General features: G+C 51.7%; 13 protein-coding genes and 2 pseudogenes. 7 read left to right on the top strand and 8 right to left on the bottom strand.

All coding sequences use genetic code 11. The features are described from left to right. Nucleotides 1-314: 314 nt before the first annotated feature. From sseB to CE491_RS01155, 3 genes are all read left to right on the top strand, one after another. Nucleotides 315-1,106 (top strand): enhanced serine sensitivity protein SseB, encoded by a 792-nt coding sequence (gene sseB, locus CE491_RS01165; protein WP_110946543.1) that lies wholly within the window; start codon nt 315-317, stop codon nt 1,104-1,106. A 118-nt stretch (nt 1,107-1,224) separates the two neighbouring features. Further along, nucleotides 1,225-1,554 carry a hypothetical protein gene (locus CE491_RS01160; RefSeq protein ID WP_199884934.1) on the top strand — a complete coding sequence of 110 codons (330 nt, stop codon included), beginning with the start codon at nt 1,225-1,227 and terminating at the stop codon, nt 1,552-1,554. 11 nt (nt 1,555-1,565) lie between these two features. Then, nucleotides 1,566-1,796, top strand: a complete 231-nt coding sequence (locus tag CE491_RS01155) for a hypothetical protein (RefSeq protein ID WP_110946542.1) — start codon at nt 1,566-1,568, stop codon at nt 1,794-1,796. A 777-nt stretch (nt 1,797-2,573) separates the two neighbouring features. Here the strand turns inward: CE491_RS01155 and CE491_RS01145 are convergent. The 7 genes and pseudogenes from CE491_RS01145 to CE491_RS01115 all read right to left on the bottom strand — a co-directional run. Then, a pseudogene (locus CE491_RS01145) lies at nt 2,574-2,897 on the bottom strand (integrase core domain-containing protein); the annotation flags it as partial. Nucleotides 2,898-3,023: 126 nt separating this feature from the next. Further along, complete coding sequence (locus CE491_RS01140; protein WP_110946540.1) at nt 3,024-3,449, bottom strand: hypothetical protein; 426 nt, start codon at nt 3,447-3,449, stop codon at nt 3,024-3,026. A gap of 10 nt (nt 3,450-3,459) precedes the next feature. After that, on the bottom strand, nt 3,460-3,978 hold the full coding sequence (locus CE491_RS01135; protein ID WP_110946539.1) for a hypothetical protein: 519 nt from the start codon (nt 3,976-3,978) through the stop codon (nt 3,460-3,462). After that, nucleotides 3,959-4,774 (bottom strand): TIGR04255 family protein, encoded by an 816-nt coding sequence (locus tag CE491_RS01130; RefSeq protein ID WP_110946538.1) that lies wholly within the window; start codon nt 4,772-4,774, stop codon nt 3,959-3,961. The genes CE491_RS01135 and CE491_RS01130 overlap by 20 nt, the downstream gene beginning before the upstream one ends. A gap of 765 nt (nt 4,775-5,539) precedes the next feature. Continuing rightward, nucleotides 5,540-6,874, bottom strand: a complete 1,335-nt coding sequence (locus CE491_RS01125; RefSeq protein ID WP_110946537.1) for a transposase — start codon at nt 6,872-6,874, stop codon at nt 5,540-5,542. Beyond that, on the bottom strand, nt 6,871-8,904 hold the full coding sequence (locus tag CE491_RS30570) for a transposase (RefSeq protein WP_234407467.1): 2,034 nt from the start codon (nt 8,902-8,904) through the stop codon (nt 6,871-6,873). The genes CE491_RS01125 and CE491_RS30570 overlap by 4 nt, the downstream gene beginning before the upstream one ends. Then, the gene (locus CE491_RS01115) at nt 8,901-9,863 is read right to left on the bottom strand and encodes a PDDEXK family nuclease (RefSeq protein ID WP_110946536.1); all 963 of its coding nucleotides are present in this window, start codon (nt 9,861-9,863) and stop codon (nt 8,901-8,903) included. The genes CE491_RS30570 and CE491_RS01115 overlap by 4 nt, the downstream gene beginning before the upstream one ends. Nucleotides 9,864-10,895: 1,032 nt before the next feature. Here CE491_RS01115 and CE491_RS31110 point away from each other — a divergent pair. The 4 genes and pseudogenes from CE491_RS31110 to CE491_RS01100 form a co-directional block, all read left to right on the top strand. Continuing rightward, nucleotides 10,896-11,381 (top strand): annotated as a pseudogene (locus CE491_RS31110) (TniQ family protein); the annotation flags it as partial. A gap of 99 nt (nt 11,382-11,480) precedes the next feature. Beyond that, nucleotides 11,481-12,554, top strand: coding sequence for a TnsD family Tn7-like transposition protein (locus CE491_RS30565; protein WP_234407466.1), 1,074 nt, complete (start codon nt 11,481-11,483; stop codon nt 12,552-12,554). A gap of 219 nt (nt 12,555-12,773) precedes the next feature. Then, nucleotides 12,774-13,286 carry an HAD domain-containing protein gene (locus CE491_RS01105; protein ID WP_110946534.1) on the top strand — a complete coding sequence of 171 codons (513 nt, stop codon included), beginning with the start codon at nt 12,774-12,776 and terminating at the stop codon, nt 13,284-13,286. Nucleotides 13,287-13,366: 80 nt separating this feature from the next. After that, nucleotides 13,367-13,723, top strand: coding sequence for a helix-turn-helix domain-containing protein (locus CE491_RS01100; protein WP_110946533.1), 357 nt, complete (start codon nt 13,367-13,369; stop codon nt 13,721-13,723). 130 nt (nt 13,724-13,853) lie between these two features. Here the strand turns inward: CE491_RS01100 and CE491_RS01095 are convergent, their stop codons facing one another. Beyond that, nucleotides 13,854-15,017 carry a TniQ family protein gene (locus CE491_RS01095; protein WP_199884932.1) on the bottom strand — a complete coding sequence of 388 codons (1,164 nt, stop codon included), beginning with the start codon at nt 15,015-15,017 and terminating at the stop codon, nt 13,854-13,856. Between the last annotated feature and the right edge of the window lie 250 nt (nt 15,018-15,267).

Below are 15,267 nucleotides of genomic sequence, written 5' to 3'. Positions count from 1 at the left end.
CTATGCAGCTGTCTCCAGTAGAGTATGAGAAACGCTATTTCCTGAGCTTGGAGAGTGTCTAGAAAATCCGGGGCGATTCAATCCATGGAAGATTGAGGCTACGCCCAAATCCCGGCCCGAATAACCGGGGTCGGGGACGTAGGGGCCGTGCGAGTAAGGCGATTGCCTCGTGCAGGTCACCTAACTCATCCAGTCTTGACTGCACAACTGGGTGGTGTGCCGGTACCGGTGCGTCATTGAATACAGGAAAGGGAAAAACTACGCGCTGTTGCGCTCAATTTTTGTCAGTTTTGATGGAGCCACGGATAGATATCATGCATACCCACCAAGAAAACACCCTCGAACAATCACTCAGGCTGGCGGCGGATGAGCCGGCCCATCGACCAGACTTTTTCAAGACGCTGTTGAACTCCACTGTCTATGTGCTTGGCACAGCTGAGACTGGCAAAGGTCATGTCACACTCGAAGCAGGTAGCAACATCAGCATCGCGAATTGGCACAAGGCTGACGGCTCCGCTGTCATTCCGTTTTTTTCTTCGTTGTCAACCCTGCAAGGATCCATAGAGAGCGAGGAATCCTACCTAGAGATTCCGGCCAGATCGCTGTTTGAAATCACACTGGGCGCCCCTCTTTTCCTCAATCCAAAATCTGCTTACGGGAAAGAGTTTTTGCCGGAGGAAGTGCGCCATCTGCTCTCCGGCGAGATAGGCCAGAAGCCGATGCAGCGTACGGTTGAAAAAGACACGAACGTGCTGCTCGGACAGCCGTCGAAATACCCGTCCAGGATGGTCAACTCGCTCACTCAGTTACTCGCCAAACATCGCAACGTAAAACGTGCATTTCTGGCGTTGATGCATGACCCATCGATTGATCAAAAGCCTCATCTCATCATTGGTATTGAAGCGGGCGGAGATTTTGAACGGGTCATGCGCGAAGTCGGTATCGTAGCCAGAGATACCGCTCCGGATGACGAACCCGTTGACCTCTGTCGCGTTCACGAAGGGGAATCCGGCCTTAGCGATTACTTCCTCAAGGAGACCGCACCCTTCTATGAACGGAAGTCGGCAGGCTGGTTGCGTTCATTGCTTGGCTTTGGCAAAGCGTGACAGAGATCAATCGTGATTTAACCGGACGCTTAGAGCGCAAGTTAAAGCTGGCAGAGGATGGTCGATGAAAGTTCGATACTGGTAACAAACGGCGAATCAACCAGACCCCGAGTCATGCATGTTGCACCGTGAGGTGCAGGGTGAAGCGTTGACAGGGGAAACCGATGGGCCAGCCATTGAGCCGTGTAATCAGGAATTCGACGCCATGACAACGAAGCTCAGCGGTTCGATGCAAAACGTCCTCAAGCGCATGGGCAACGGTGATGACTACGATGATTTTGGCGTTCATGGCCCCCTGTCCCTTGCTGCGCGTGTACGCACTTGTGATGCCTTGGTGAAGCGTGGGCTTATGGTACAGACGCTGTTCGGTCACTACCTGCTTACCGAGGCTGGGGAGGCCTTGGCGGGCACTATGAACGCTGTCCCTGGCGACCAGCAAACTGTTTAAGGAAGGTAGCGATGAAGATCAATCAAGTCCGTAAACGTATCGTCAATGCATTGTTTGTAATTGGCGCAGTGATTTGGGCGGCGATGGCGCACGCCAGTTATTCGGCTACCACGATTGCCCTGGCTCTTACTCCCGTAATTGTCGGCATCGTTTGGATGGTTTTAGTGATTTCAAAATCGAACTGGTGGGATTCAGAACTGAAATCCGACATCGATCTATCCGCTGGTAACGATGGCAACTGATCTAGGAAAAATCCGCTGTGCACCACAGGCCTTTGGCAGTACCAGGGCGCGTCTTTCGCGTCCGAGCGTCAACGGGAAGATCGCTTCCAGAATGTTGCCGATGTGCAAAAAGAGATCACAGGTAGGTCATGGATGAAAGCAGAACTCAGTGATGCCCCGGAACGAATTACCCGAAGAAGCCCCCGGCGTGGCGTGCAAAATCTTGTCGCGTACCTAGCAATAGGCAGTGTTATTGGAGTAAGCGCTTTGCTGTGGTCAACCCGATCGGAGCCCCACCGAGGAGTCGCGTCGATGGAGTCCAAAGCTCAGGTGTTGAACGCAGAGGTGGACAGAGGCTCTGTCGTACGCTCGAGTCCAACATCGTTGGACACGAGTCCTAACCCCGGGCCTCGGCAAACCCGCTTCAATGATCAGAACTTTGTTCCGACGGGCGCTCACAACATCGTCACCTTTAATCACAGCCCCTCTATCCCTCCTCGGGCTGAGTCTCCGCAGAAGGTCAAGCTGACGATCGTCCGGCAAACTCCCAGCATGAAGGATCGGGCGTGCTGGCCTTTCAGGCAGGGGAGTATTGAGTCACGTAACTGTCGGCTTTCAGTGGGCCTCAAGCATCGCGACTAAGGAAAAAGCCACCCACGCCTGAGCCCGTCCAGTACATGCGTAATGCGCAGAAAGTGTATCTGAAGACCAGCAAGTCCAATTGAATGGAAAATCAAATTCTAGGGAATCACTATGGGCACGCTCTGAACCGCCCCGGGTTTCGCGGAGGGCATTTGGTTAAAGTAAAACGGCCTTTTCGGCAGTTCTGCCGAGTTGGTTGTAGTAGTTTGCCTCAGCCTCCGCGGGCAGGATATAGCCGATCGATGAGTGCAGGTGTTGATGGTTGAACCAGGCGACCCATTCCAGGGTGGCCAGCTCGACGGATTCCCGGCTTTTCCAGGGCGCACGACGGTGGATCAGTTCGGCTTTGTACAGGCCGTTGATCGTCTCGGCCAATGCGTTGTCGTAGCTGTCGCCACGGCTGCCGACCGAGGGCTCGATGCCGACCTCGGCCAGCCGTTCGCTATAGCGGATGCTGACGTATTGCGATCCCCTGTCTGTTGAGGCCGATGCCGAATTGACCCATGTGCCAACGCAAGGCTGACCCAACTCAATATCGGTACAAGTCCAATACAGGCAGGAGTTAGCGAGCAACCAGACCGGGTCAGAGACATCTCGGCAACTGGGTCAAATCGACATCGGCGCCAACAGCACAGCGGCAGATCTCAGAACCTCCAGAACGAAAGACGAGCATGTGAGCCCATCACTGCCCTTTGGTGGGGAATATACGGACCCGACAAACGACCCTTTAGAGGCAATGAAGTCAATTCCGTAAGAGATTTTCGGCTTCTTTCTGGAAATTGCGCGCACGACTGCCACTACTGACTTGCCCGCCTTGGGCGGAAGCGCAAGCGGTATAGCAATGCCGCATTTTCGATGAGGAATATCGGAAACGTAAAACGTGTGATGCCATCCGAGCTCCATCACCTTCAGCTCATTTCCCTTCTCATTGAAAATGATGCCCAGGTGACCACCCCCTAAATCACTGTGGAAGAGGGCAATCGCGATTTCATGCTCGGACAGCGCAACATTGTTTACATTACCAAATGCCATTTACTGACTCTTAGGCCATGCCATAAAGAGCATCGTCAGGGTCGACGCCCTGTTTGGCTAATTTCTGTTTGGCTAGATCCAAAGCGCCGCCCCATCCCGGGATCTCTTCACGCCACGAGTACGTTGCGCGCAGCAAGGTCGCTAACTGCTCCCCCTGGATCTGGATGCCTGACAGATCCTTGGTAGGGATGATCGCCGGGCCAAACTCGAGAACAGCTTCGAGAGCGGTTTCAGCCGTGATGGTTAAGCTATCCACGTCAGTGGAATTGTTCTCCACCGAGATCAGTGCGCGCAGCTTATTGTAGGTAGCGATCTTATGGTTCGACCTGAAATAAGATTTCAATGTCTTTTCTGCAGCCGAATGGTAGCTGCCTACCATGTAAACCACATCTCGAAACTGACGGAGAGACTGGTTCAAATCGGGTAGACCAAAAGCACTACCAAGGTCGACCTGGCTGCGATAGCGTTGGTGAGTGTCCCTGCCCGAGATTTCAGGCGAGAGCCACGTTTTACTGAGGGCTGAGGGCATTATGGAGCTTCTCCGTTATGGCTCGCCGAAACAAAGCACCGGCGTTGCTGTGCAACATCTCTAGCAGTGTGACAAGCTCTTTAGAAGACTGTGCGGCATTACCGCATTCTTCGTTGATATCCATCTCATGAAAGAAATCAGCATCTATAAGGAACGCTTTTGAAGCGTCCGTTACGGATGTTAGTAAAGAGGTCTGAAGAAGCAAGCTACACCCTTCTAAACGCATCAGCGATTGGGAGACTTGGCTTTCAAAGGCATCCTCGTCAACGCCACCAGCTTCGCAAAGCGCGTTATCAGCGAGAGGGCCGAGCATGAAGGGATTGATCAACTCATGCCATGGTGTTCCATCGAGACCCAGTACTGATCGCTCTATCACGTCACGGTAACGTAAGCCAATTCGGACAACACCTAACGTGCCGATCTGAGCATTGAGTTCGGTCACCGCTGTAAGCAGCCCAGGAAGGTAGTCGTCCCAGCTGCGGTAGTTAGTCACCGTGTACGCGATAAACTCGGGTGAGATCGAAACTTTAGCGCTTCCGTCGGGATGCGAAAAATGGTGGATGCTGTCGCCTTGCACCATTTTTGGTATAGAGGGGGATCCGTCCTGACCAGGCTCCAGCACCACATTGAATGACTGTTCATCATGACGGTGGCTGTAACCACGACCATTCAAGTCTCGTTCGAGCTCCTCAAGCGCGGAAGCGGCCAACTCGATGCGCTGAAAACGTATCTGACATACGACTTCGGCCAGCGGATTGTTCGCGTAAACAACGCGGGGCGTAGGGGAAATTTTCATGAAGAACGGAGTGCTTCCTAAAATTTGATCTGCTTCAATAGCTTTTGGCTATTACTCACTGATTCATCAAAGATTTCAGTGACCGCATTCACGCGGACTATAGACTCAGGCTGGGAAATTTGCACGGGGTTCCCCAATGAACAAATTGCCCCGCTACGAGAAACAGTTTCCGTCCTCTCGTTATCGGCTTGGCGAATCACTCCTTGAGCCTTTCAGTGCCCTCGCAAAATCTAAAACGCGCACGCAGCACAGCCCTGGAACAGAAGCGATCATGGCTCCGCCGGAGATGCATTTGATCGCGTCCGTCAGACTCCGCGCCAAATACTCCTTACCCAGCCAGATCAGACTGTCTGTGAGCTATGCGAAGCCTATAACGCCGCTGCCGATTGCACTGACTATGGCGGCCGGACTCAAATGAGGATTGGCTTGAAGCATGGCCAGAATCGTTCTAAAGGCGCCAAGCAGGCGACGGCTGCCGAACCCACTGCGAGATGGAGCGCCCCGGTCAGTAGACATGCCAGTACGATCAGACACGCGGGAAGATCAAACAGCGGTTGCCCCAAGCCTGGCCGATGGCGCTAGCAATAATGAAGTATTGAAAGTCCGTCCGTAGCGAATGATCAGCATCACGTTGGGAGTCTCGTGTAACTGTCAGAGGTCCGCTGAGCAACGCCATCGAAGGACTTGCTACGCGCCGGCCCGTTACGGCTCGCAGCCGCTGTGGATGGAGACAACCATGGGCAGAACCAAACCAAGGAAGGCTGATCATTTCCGTGGTGTACGTGGCTCCGGCGTTAACTTGAATTGCAGGTGCTTCTGAGCCAGCTCCTCAGCGCTTGGTTTGGAAATCGGAGGCTGCCTCTTGGGTTTCGGAGGTGTCCTTGCCAGCCCTGGTATTTCGTCTCTGAGCGCCTCCACTGCCTCTTTCTCCTCCTTGGTCATTACTGAGTTGAGTACCGTGGTCTGAACGCGATGATCTCGCTCTGCTGAAATACTCACCACATTCGTTCGAGCTTGCGGGGGAAGCTCGAACGGGCATACGAGATCTTTTCTGGGACTCTTCTGCCCGGCCGCAATGAGGTTGAGCTCTTCTACTTCCTGGCGACTGGCGGTATACGCCGTGGAGACGTAGGCTTGATCGAGATCGTTAATAGTAATTCCGCTGCGCCGTGCGGATCGAGCCTCAACGTAGGCAAGCTCCAATATCTGCACAGCCAGGCGTTTGACACCGAACGACAGCCTCCACAGCTCATACGCAAGCTGCCTACTTTCGATGTTGTCTAGCAGGCCATTGCTGACCCGTACGCACTCGTTCACGTACTCCTGCCAAGCCGCGTCTTCAGGTGCGTCAGATGGCATAAGGCGTGGATTGGTGAGTAGACGATGTCTGTCTTCGCTATTGCGCCCCATCAGTTTATGACCCGAGCTGTAATTAGAGACATAGATCATTGGAAGCCCTAATTTCGCAAGGGTGAGTAGGACTTCAGTGAGCTTCGCGGCACCGTCCCCTGTGCTCATATGCTGAATTTCATCCAGGGTCACTAACGCCACGGCAAGCTTATTAGCACGCTTTCTACACTCGACTAACAGCTTGGCCTGGTTGAGGTTTTTCGCGCTCGAGATGTCCAAGAAATCCATGAGAAGCTGTTTTCCACCAGCTTTGCCTCGCGCGGATGCAAACCAATGAGAGATGATGGGCACTGGCTCAACAAAGTGATCCGAACATAAATCGGTGGGTTGAGGCATCACCTTAAAAAGGGCAGCGATGGTCTGGCTCTTGCCTATACCAGCGAGGCCAGTCAGACAAATTGGCATGACCCCGTCGGCACTTTCAGAGTAGAGATTTTTTTTATAGCTCAGATTGCTTCCAAACATACGGCGACAATAAAGCTCCGACCGACCCACCATTTCCTGAATAAATTCTAAGGTAAACTGGGTCGGGACAAAGATCTTTTCCAACGCATCACGGAAAACCGCCCCTGCGATGAACTTGTCCAAACGAATCAATCCGGCGACAGGGGGCGGATTGACAGTAATCGTGTCGCGGATAGCGTTGATGTCCGTACAGCCTTTAAACCGAGACAGTACCGTATCGCTCATTTTTTGACCCCGGTTAATTTTTTCTGATCTGTACTATCACGAATTGAAGCCGCACTCTTTTTCGGTTGCCCGATAACCAGCCGGCCGTCATCCCAATCTTTTCCTATAGCCTGTTTGAGTCGGTCTTCATAGTGTTGTGAAACCGCAAGACTTTTATCTTCCTGAGCGCGATTGGAATTTTTTCTAGATTCATTAAGCCTCTTCAAATCCTCCAAGGTCAAATACGAACTGTCTTCTGGCATACTCATTGGGATCATCGCATACAGTTGATGAAGCTGACCGTGCAGCTCGATCCAGATACTGCGGACGCACATGTTCAGTACGTACGCCTCGGCTTTAATAGTTGAGCCTCGCGCAACACGATTAAAAATACCAGTCCCCACAAGAGACTGTGAACTGTATTTTCTTCCATATAAATAGACTGCATCTTTTTTGATTACTACGGTCTCTTTTGACAAAAAAGACCTCACCGCATCGTCAAAAGGCATTTCTACAGAAAGATCTCTTCCAACACTCGAATAGTAGCTCCATACCCCGTGCGGCGTTGGTTCTACGCCATACGCATACAGGTCCTCCATGCGCTTTGTAGCGTTAGAGCTTCTATTATCCTTAAGCACCCTCAATATTTCGCGATGCACTACCTCAGTAAATATGTGCGAGCTATGGAAAAAAGCTGGCTGATCGTGGTTTTTTCTATCGCGAGGGTGCGACGACTCAACAGTTGCTTTAGATTGACCAGAATAAGGTGGCGGCAATTCAAACGCCGAAAGCCACTTGATTTCTGGAAGGCAATCGAGCCCAGAGGCAGGGCCTCTGTCGACCACGATATCCCCGGCCAGCCCTAAGCACGGCCACTCCCAGGCGTGTATCTTCACCCCGAAAAATTCAGCAAATTTGACCTTGTCCATTGCCATGGAAAATAAGCACATCCTGTATGCCTCCATGGTTTCTTTCTCTCGAGCGAATCCTATGCCCGTAATTTGGCCAGACAGTACGCACACAGCCCGAACGACGCAAAAGCTGTTAATAATACTACCTTCGGCGACACCTGTAAGCTTTTCGCTAACGTAGTACCCGTCAAACTCGACCCGCTGATGGACTGCTTGAAGTCCTGCAGAAAAACTACCCATTTCCCCTGATAAGTCACGTGCTTTAGAGGAGCCCTTTTCTTCTTCGAGTAGGACCGCAGGATCAACATGTTTTGTGACGCATCGGCGATACTGAGCCCTGCTAGGAAAAGGCTTACCTTGGGGATGATAAAACTGATTGCCATCTGAAACACAACCAAAAATATTGGTTAAAACTGCACGGTAAATTTTATTCTGAGATTTATACTTTGACTTGTAGGCCTTGTACCCTTTCAGAATTAGCTCTTTCATTTCTGGCGTAGTGTGAAAGCCAGATTTACACCCATTCTTTGAAGGGCGCCCAAGTTTTTGGGGGCTTATCTTTTCATCTCGGTTCCAGTGACCAATATTTTTTGAGCGATCCATTAATGCCCACTTGTTCCGGCCGAATACGATGTACGTGTAAAACCAGAGTCTTACCCTAGTAGTGTTCTCGTTCAGTTTTCGGCCGTGGGCGCCGATTTCCCTATCCGGGTCAGCTCCAGATAATATCTCCCGAGCACGAGGAATTAACTCGGCGATAGCAGCATATTTGCGGTCTACTTTTTCCAAGTAGCTTTCTTTTCTGTGAACTCTCTCGTCCTCAAGGGCAGCGATGCTTATGCCTTTGATTCGATAAAGCCATGGCGGAAAGTTTTCCCGGTCAGGGCTCTCGACTAATAACTCGTCCTCAATGGCCTCTTCAAAGTCTAGCGACGACAAGGTGAGCAGTTTGGTCCTCATCGTCGTCGCCTTCGTACCTGAATTTACTTTTTTTTTGTCTTTAGTAGTCGCTAATATTTCGGTGAATTGAACGAGCCTGACACAATTGTTTGCAGCATCATTTTGGAGGAAGTAATAGACGTCCTCTTTCGAGAATCCTTTGTACCCGTTCGGAGCTGTGATCTTGGAACCCGTGATCACGATGGTGTACCCTGAAAAAAGTCGCGATAGACTTCGATAAGGTCCCCACCTTCAATAGCGAGTGGATGATCGATATGTAACCGCTTCAGCAAGTTGACCTGGAGGCCACGGTTCCAAATATCCTGGTAAATCCGAGTGCGAAATTGGTCGCCTGATCCCCACCGAGCGGCATATCGCAGAGCGGTTTCAAATGGGGGCGTACCTGCTTTTACTGCGACGCTGAGGTCGCTGCTGAAATCAGAAAGCAGCGCTGGCTCAAGAGTGAGCTCCCGCGTATGGCAACCCCACAGGAGGTTAAGATTTGCAATGGCTACCGGATCGAGCATGTCGGGAGTGAGCTGTATCGTTCTGATGCCCCCTCGGGCGTAGTACTCCTCCTCCAGCCGCAGCCTTAAGTCTGCATGCAGTCTATCCTTTTTCAGCTGTGCCCTGGTTTTAACTGCCGATCTACGACGCTCCGTAAAATCCTCCTGCATATACTTAATCGTCCAGTTGACGGCATAGGCAACACCGTCAGGGGACCGGATGTATAGCAGCAAATCTCCCTGATATGGAAAGGCCTGCCATCCACGGTTCCCGTCATCATCGCTCACTAGGACAAGGCTATGCTCCAGCCCAATCTCCTGCGCGATTTCCAATGTCCCTACCATCGGCGCGAAGACGATTCCGCGTGTGAGTGAATGCCCGTATAAAGGATGAATCGTTGACGAGGGTGAGAGCATTTTCTGCTCGTGGAAATCGAAGAGCCCTGGGTGATGGAGGGCCAGCAGCGTGAATACTCGCTCAGGCGTAGATAGGGCATGGAGCGTACGACCTAGTTTTCGACTATTCAGGCGACTGACACGCGACCCCTTCGGAGCCTCGCGGACAGTGGCAAGGGTCGAGGGCACATATTCATCACCCCACCGAAAGTCTCGCTGCCGGCGCATCATCAAAATGTAGCGCTGCTGGAAATTCATCCCCAGCACTCCATCTCGGCGCTGCTGCAGATTCCAGCCCCGTAAGCCGGTGGCGGCGGGCACAACTTGGCGATCACAGTGAGCGGGGTTTCAGCTCGGTAGACTGGAATTGTTCCTACGGAGGCAGTGGTGCAATACCGCTGTTCCAGCTCAGTGTGAAGATCTGCATGTAAACAGTTGCGAAGCGCAAACTGTGTGAAAACCTCAGCCCGGGTCGAGGGTGAGGGTAAGGCCCCGCCTAACCGACGATTGTTAAGTCCGCAGACCTGGCAGTCCTTCGGAGCTTTTCGTGGCATTGCCAATGATGCGGCAGCGTATCCGCCACGCCACTCGAGCCAACTTTGGCGGCTCAAGCTGAGTGCAGATTTGTCTAGCGGTTTCATAAAATCATACCAATCTTATAGGTCACCACACTGCCATCTCAGTTGGGGATAAAATCAATGACTTAGGTGGTAACCCGCGCCGTTCGGGCAAGTGCATGTAAGCGCTATGTGGATAACGCTTGGTTTCTTGTGGACGAACGAAGTCATGCAAGGCTTGACGCCTTGCAGGTTGAGATAGAGAATGGGGACGTCAGAACTGAGAAAACTGACTTATCCACAGGGGCCAAGGTTGCACTTGAGCCCCTGTTTCTCCACTTGGTTTCTTGGATTTACCCTTATCGTTAAGCCATAGCTGATCCTTTCTGTTTCAGATGATTTTGAGAGTGCAGGCAATATCGTTGGATTCCCTCCGTCTATCGGGTAGGAACGCACGCCTTCATAAACAAAATATACTACCGCTGGGTGCTCCTCAGTGACAACAAAAAGCGCGTAGCATGTCGATACCTGAACTTTAGATGAGCTCGGCTGAGGCTTCAGCCATTGAGATCATGACAACTTCCAGGGACAAATCGACTGATCGCTGTCGCTCTTGGAAGCCAGGGATTAGCAAATATCTCTGCATGTAGATATATTTTACTAGCCTACAGATCTCTATTTACAGGTATGTAGGCTTTCAAACTCTCACAGCTGCTCTAAAAGAGATAAGTCAATGGCTTTCCTCTGCAAATTAGAGTCTGCCCCCATACTTCGCTGGCTGAAGGATGAGACGTTCTTTAGCCTCTGCAGCAGGCAGCACCATGTGTTGGGGCTTCTGGATACCGGGAGCACCCTTGCGTGGCTATATGGCCCAGGCTGCCGAGCTATCACGCATGATTTCCCGGGGAATCTGGATAGTCTGAATAGACGAGCCACTGCCCACTGGGGCGATGTTGAATCCATCATCCATGATCACACCATACTTCCTGTGTTTTGCCCGTTTCAGTCAGAATCACGAATTGCGGCAGTGGAAACATTGATGAGAAGCCCGTCGGTTGGGTCGATCAAATATCAGTTGGGACTGCTGACCAGTCGCTTCCGTGCCGAACATCCGCTCAGGGCATGCCTCTACTGCATGGCAGAAGATCGAAATACCCACGGGGTTGCCTATTGGCATCGGACTCACCAGTGGCCAGGTGTCCTTCTATGCCCTACTCATGGCTGCGCCTTGAGCGAGTGCCCGATCAACCGCCAATGGTCGGGGCGTTTCAGATGGGTGCTTCCAGACGAGAGGTGGCTTGACTCTATTGAGCTGCCAGTGTCCTCAGCCAGCGTATTAGTTTCCATCAGCAATATGATTCTGGGACTTGCAGAGCTTGGCAAGTCGACGAGTTTCAACCCTGCGCTTGTCAGCCAGGTGTACAGGGAAAGACTCCACCTTATGGAAGCGTCGGGCTCAAGGGGAATCGACACGGCATCCTCTTTTGTCGAACACATCTCACCGTTACAGCCGCACCCTCCATTTACCTCTCTCCCGTTAACACCGGAAGGTGCATCGGTCTTCATCAAGCAGATGACCCGAAAACCACGTGGACACTGCCATCCGCTGAAGCACCTTTGCTTCATGAGTTGGCTGTTTGGCGAACTCTCATCCTTCACCGCAGCATACGAACACCTGAGATCTATACGAAGCAGACCTCATGGCATGCAGGCTTCCAGTGCTCTGAGCCCAGTGGGGTTGAAGCAGGACGTTGTCACATCCAATAATCGGGTGACGTCCCGCAGACCCAAAAAACTGAAGCCCCACATCCGAGCTGGAATTATTCAGCTTCTAAAGGCTGGGGTTATCAAAAACCTGATATGTGCGCGATTCGATATAACGATTTGCACGCTCAATCGTATCGTGCGCTCAGAGCCGGGCATTCAAGATATGTGGACCGAATACCGGCAGACGGAGAACCTCGCCACGCATCGTGCAGAGTGGAGACGTACAGTTAAAGAAAACCCCAACGCAAGCACCAATGACATACGAACAATCAGCCCAAGCCTTTATGCATGGCTCTACAGAAACGATAGAGACTGGCTGACCATACAAGCCCAGCAGTTGCCGACTGGGTATCGCGGCAATCATTCGAGTGTGGATTGGGAGCGCCGGGATTGCGTGCTTTTTGAATTGGTGAGCTCCACGCTGGAGCGGAAGATTGACCTGGATGACACAGACAACCCTTTGCAGAACCTCTATAGGCTTGTGCCTTCGCTGTCTCGCTCGCTCGAAAAGCGAGGACGCTACCCAAGGACGCGAGCGTTGTTGAAGCAAATAAAGTCCGGCTCCTACCGACCTGACGACGCATGCTTGAAGCAGGGCCAAGAGGATCAAAGGGGTCGGTCCTGAGTTCGCGTGAGTATGCCAGGCCTTTCGGACCAGCAGGTCTATAGGTTTTCTGACTTGAAGGCGGCTCAATCAGCGTCTCACCGGCTCCAACGGAGAAGCTGCGCAGTATTAACGGACTTACGCCTCCGAGTAACTAAGCCGTTTCCCTGATACCCAGATAAAAAATAGCAAATCCTCCCGCGCTGAGGACTTGCACACATCCGAAGAGGTAGCGATCCCATGCTGACGCCTAAACATCACGTTCTTTTCCTGGATTTTGATGGCGTCCTTCACCCTGACGCTGTCTACCTTTCACGTAATGGACCGATCCTTCGCAGCGACGGTGAGCTCTTCATGTGGGCGCCGAATCTGGAGAAGGTTTTGATCAAATTTCCAACTGTATCGCTCGTGCTCAGCACCAGTTGGGTGCGGCACCTTGGGTTCAAGCGAGCAACAAAGTACCTGCCGCCAGCGCTGGGGTCGCGAGTAGTGGGAGCGACCTGGCACAGCTCCATGGCAAAAGAATGGGCGGATGACGAGAAATGGGATGGTCGAACCAGATATCAACAAATCAGCCGTTACGCCTCTCGAGCTCAACTTAGCAGCTGGATTTCGTTGGACGATGACGCGGAAGGTTGGTCAGTTGCGGCAGTAGGTCGTCTTGTCAGCTGCGACCCAATAAGAGGATTGGGCAAAGCTTCAACACTGCGCTTTCTAGAAGACCGGTTGAACGAAATGGTGTCTCGCACCTGATCAGCAAGCCAATGGATAAGGTAGTGAATTTCGTACGCTAATGCTGATAACAATCACTTGGGTAAAGGAAGCTAGACGTTATGTCCGTCCGGAGTATGTCCGATGGTGCAATTGGCAAAGCCATCGGACTTCGCCTACAAGAGCTTCGGTTACGCCGAAATATGAGCCTTGACGAGCTAAGTCAGGAGACCGGGGTGTCTCGGCAGACGCTGTACTCGCTGTTGAACCAAGGCAAAGGTACGTTAGCCACCGTAATAGCCATCATGCGAGCGCTCGGCGATGTCGAGATCCTGGCCCCCTTGATGGAGGAGATACCATTGAGTCCGATTCAGCTCCTCAAGCTTCAGGGGCGGCAACGCAAGCGAGCAACAGGTAATCGAAAGCCGAATCATGACCCTCGCCCAGTAACACCTTCGTCGAAGAATCTTGATTGGTAGCGGGCTTCAAGGATGGAAGAGTGGAGATGCTCAATCGCTGGCTAGAACTGAGCCTTCCACTGAAAAATTGGCCTGTGCCCGGCCAGGTAGATTTCAGCCAAGACAACGGGGATCGTCGGCCGGATTGCGGCTAAAGATTTGCAGTAGCAGTTTTCTGCTCCTCCAAAAAGCGCTTGAGAATGGGAATCTTGGGCACCGCAGCCTTTGCCTTGACAGAGGCGCTCAAACCCGACGACTCAAGGCTGTCTGGGTTGCAGCAAGGATACTTCAGTGAACGCTGTGCCTTGGCCGAGTCTCGGCTGGATGGGTCAAGAGATCTGATGGATGGGTAGGGGCACGACCAGATGCCAACGCCACTAGAATAATCTTCCTCTATATACTGAATGGATTCGTAGCCTCCCGAAATATAGGTAGTCCAGAGGGACTGGACAGGGCGCAAATCATTGTTGCCAAACTGGACATCATTCACAAATTCTTTAAAGTCTTCATACACGGCTATCGCGGCTTTTATGAGCCGATCACCGTCGTATGAAAATGAGCGTTCATGCCCCGGCTGGATCAAATCTAACTTGTCGATCAATAGTCGCTGCGCGCGAAAACCATCTTCCACTACGGAGGTAAAAATTTTGCCCGAGGCTTTCAGGTACTTAAATCGCCGCTGCAGTAGACGGATGGTGGCCTCAAGGGGTATCAGGTAGCCGTAGTCTAAAGCGTCACTGTAGAATTTAGCTTCTTTCAAAGCGGTAGGATTTTTATTGAATTCAACGGCGACCTCAGTGATCTGTTTTCCCGAGCAGCCGGACCACATGACTTCTAGCCCATGCCCTCTATTGTTAGAAGTTGTGGTAAAGGGTACTCCGCAAGAATGGCAGGAAGCGACCAGCAAAACGTTGTGCTTGGCACAGACCGTTACATCACCATTGTGGCTACGCCGCCAGTATGGAAATCCTAAATTCACAAAGTCCTCCTTTACACACTCAGGGCAATAAGCATGCTCTTTTTTTCCTATATCAGAGCAATTGGCCCTCGGACTGTAACGCCGTTGAGAGTAAGAACGATCATAGCCATTGTTGAATATTCCAAAAACTGGATACCACGTATGACTGTGCAGCACACGATTAAACCCGTAGCATCCAGGCCAGGTCATAAGTGAAGCAGCTGCTTTAGCCCGCGAATCGACGTTGAAGGCCAAGACCCCTCTCAACTTCGCTGAGGCAGGACTCATCGAGTCGAGGTAAAGAACTCGATGGATATATGAGTGGAGAGATTCATCGTGTTGAATTGCGGGGATCATATGTAGTTCTGAACAAAGTCGATCAATACCAGGAGAGCGCTGTTGTAACGTACTGAGGAGCCGAGTGCAAATCTTCCAACAAAAACTATCGTGCGGACATCTAATAACCGAAATTCGAAGGAATTTTTCCATTGAACATTAATTGCAAGGATTTTTTAAGATAGAGGATCCTAGGGATGGTCTGAAGTAGGCAGCTATTTCTCAGTTGCTGAGCCATAGCGGTTTCAAAAAACGGCAGCGTTCAAAATCG

It is taken from the genome of Pseudomonas bohemica (assembly GCF_002934685.1).
In the GTDB taxonomy this organism is placed as follows: domain Bacteria; phylum Pseudomonadota; class Gammaproteobacteria; order Pseudomonadales; family Pseudomonadaceae; genus Aquipseudomonas; species Aquipseudomonas bohemica.
This window is presented reverse-complemented; position numbering and strand designations above follow the sequence as displayed.

Coding starts and splice junctions, on each gene's coding strand:
- sseB (WP_110946543.1), top strand. CDS start 315: ATGCATACCCACCAAGAAAACACCCTCGAACAATCACTCAGGCTGGCG.
- CE491_RS01160 (WP_199884934.1), top strand. CDS start 1,225: ATGTTGCACCGTGAGGTGCAGGGTGAAGCGTTGACAGGGGAAACCGAT.
- CE491_RS01155 (WP_110946542.1), top strand. CDS start 1,566: ATGAAGATCAATCAAGTCCGTAAACGTATCGTCAATGCATTGTTTGTA.
- CE491_RS01140 (WP_110946540.1), bottom strand. CDS start 3,449: ATGGCATTTGGTAATGTAAACAATGTTGCGCTGTCCGAGCATGAAATC.
- CE491_RS01135 (WP_110946539.1), bottom strand. CDS start 3,978: ATGCCCTCAGCCCTCAGTAAAACGTGGCTCTCGCCTGAAATCTCGGGC.
- CE491_RS01130 (WP_110946538.1), bottom strand. CDS start 4,774: ATGAAAATTTCCCCTACGCCCCGCGTTGTTTACGCGAACAATCCGCTG.
- CE491_RS01125 (WP_110946537.1), bottom strand. CDS start 6,874: ATGAGCGATACGGTACTGTCTCGGTTTAAAGGCTGTACGGACATCAAC.
- CE491_RS01115 (WP_110946536.1), bottom strand. CDS start 9,863: ATGAATTTCCAGCAGCGCTACATTTTGATGATGCGCCGGCAGCGAGAC.
- CE491_RS01105 (WP_110946534.1), top strand. CDS start 12,774: ATGCTGACGCCTAAACATCACGTTCTTTTCCTGGATTTTGATGGCGTC.
- CE491_RS01100 (WP_110946533.1), top strand. CDS start 13,367: ATGTCCGTCCGGAGTATGTCCGATGGTGCAATTGGCAAAGCCATCGGA.
- CE491_RS01095 (WP_199884932.1), bottom strand. CDS start 15,017: ATGATCCCCGCAATTCAACACGATGAATCTCTCCACTCATATATCCAT.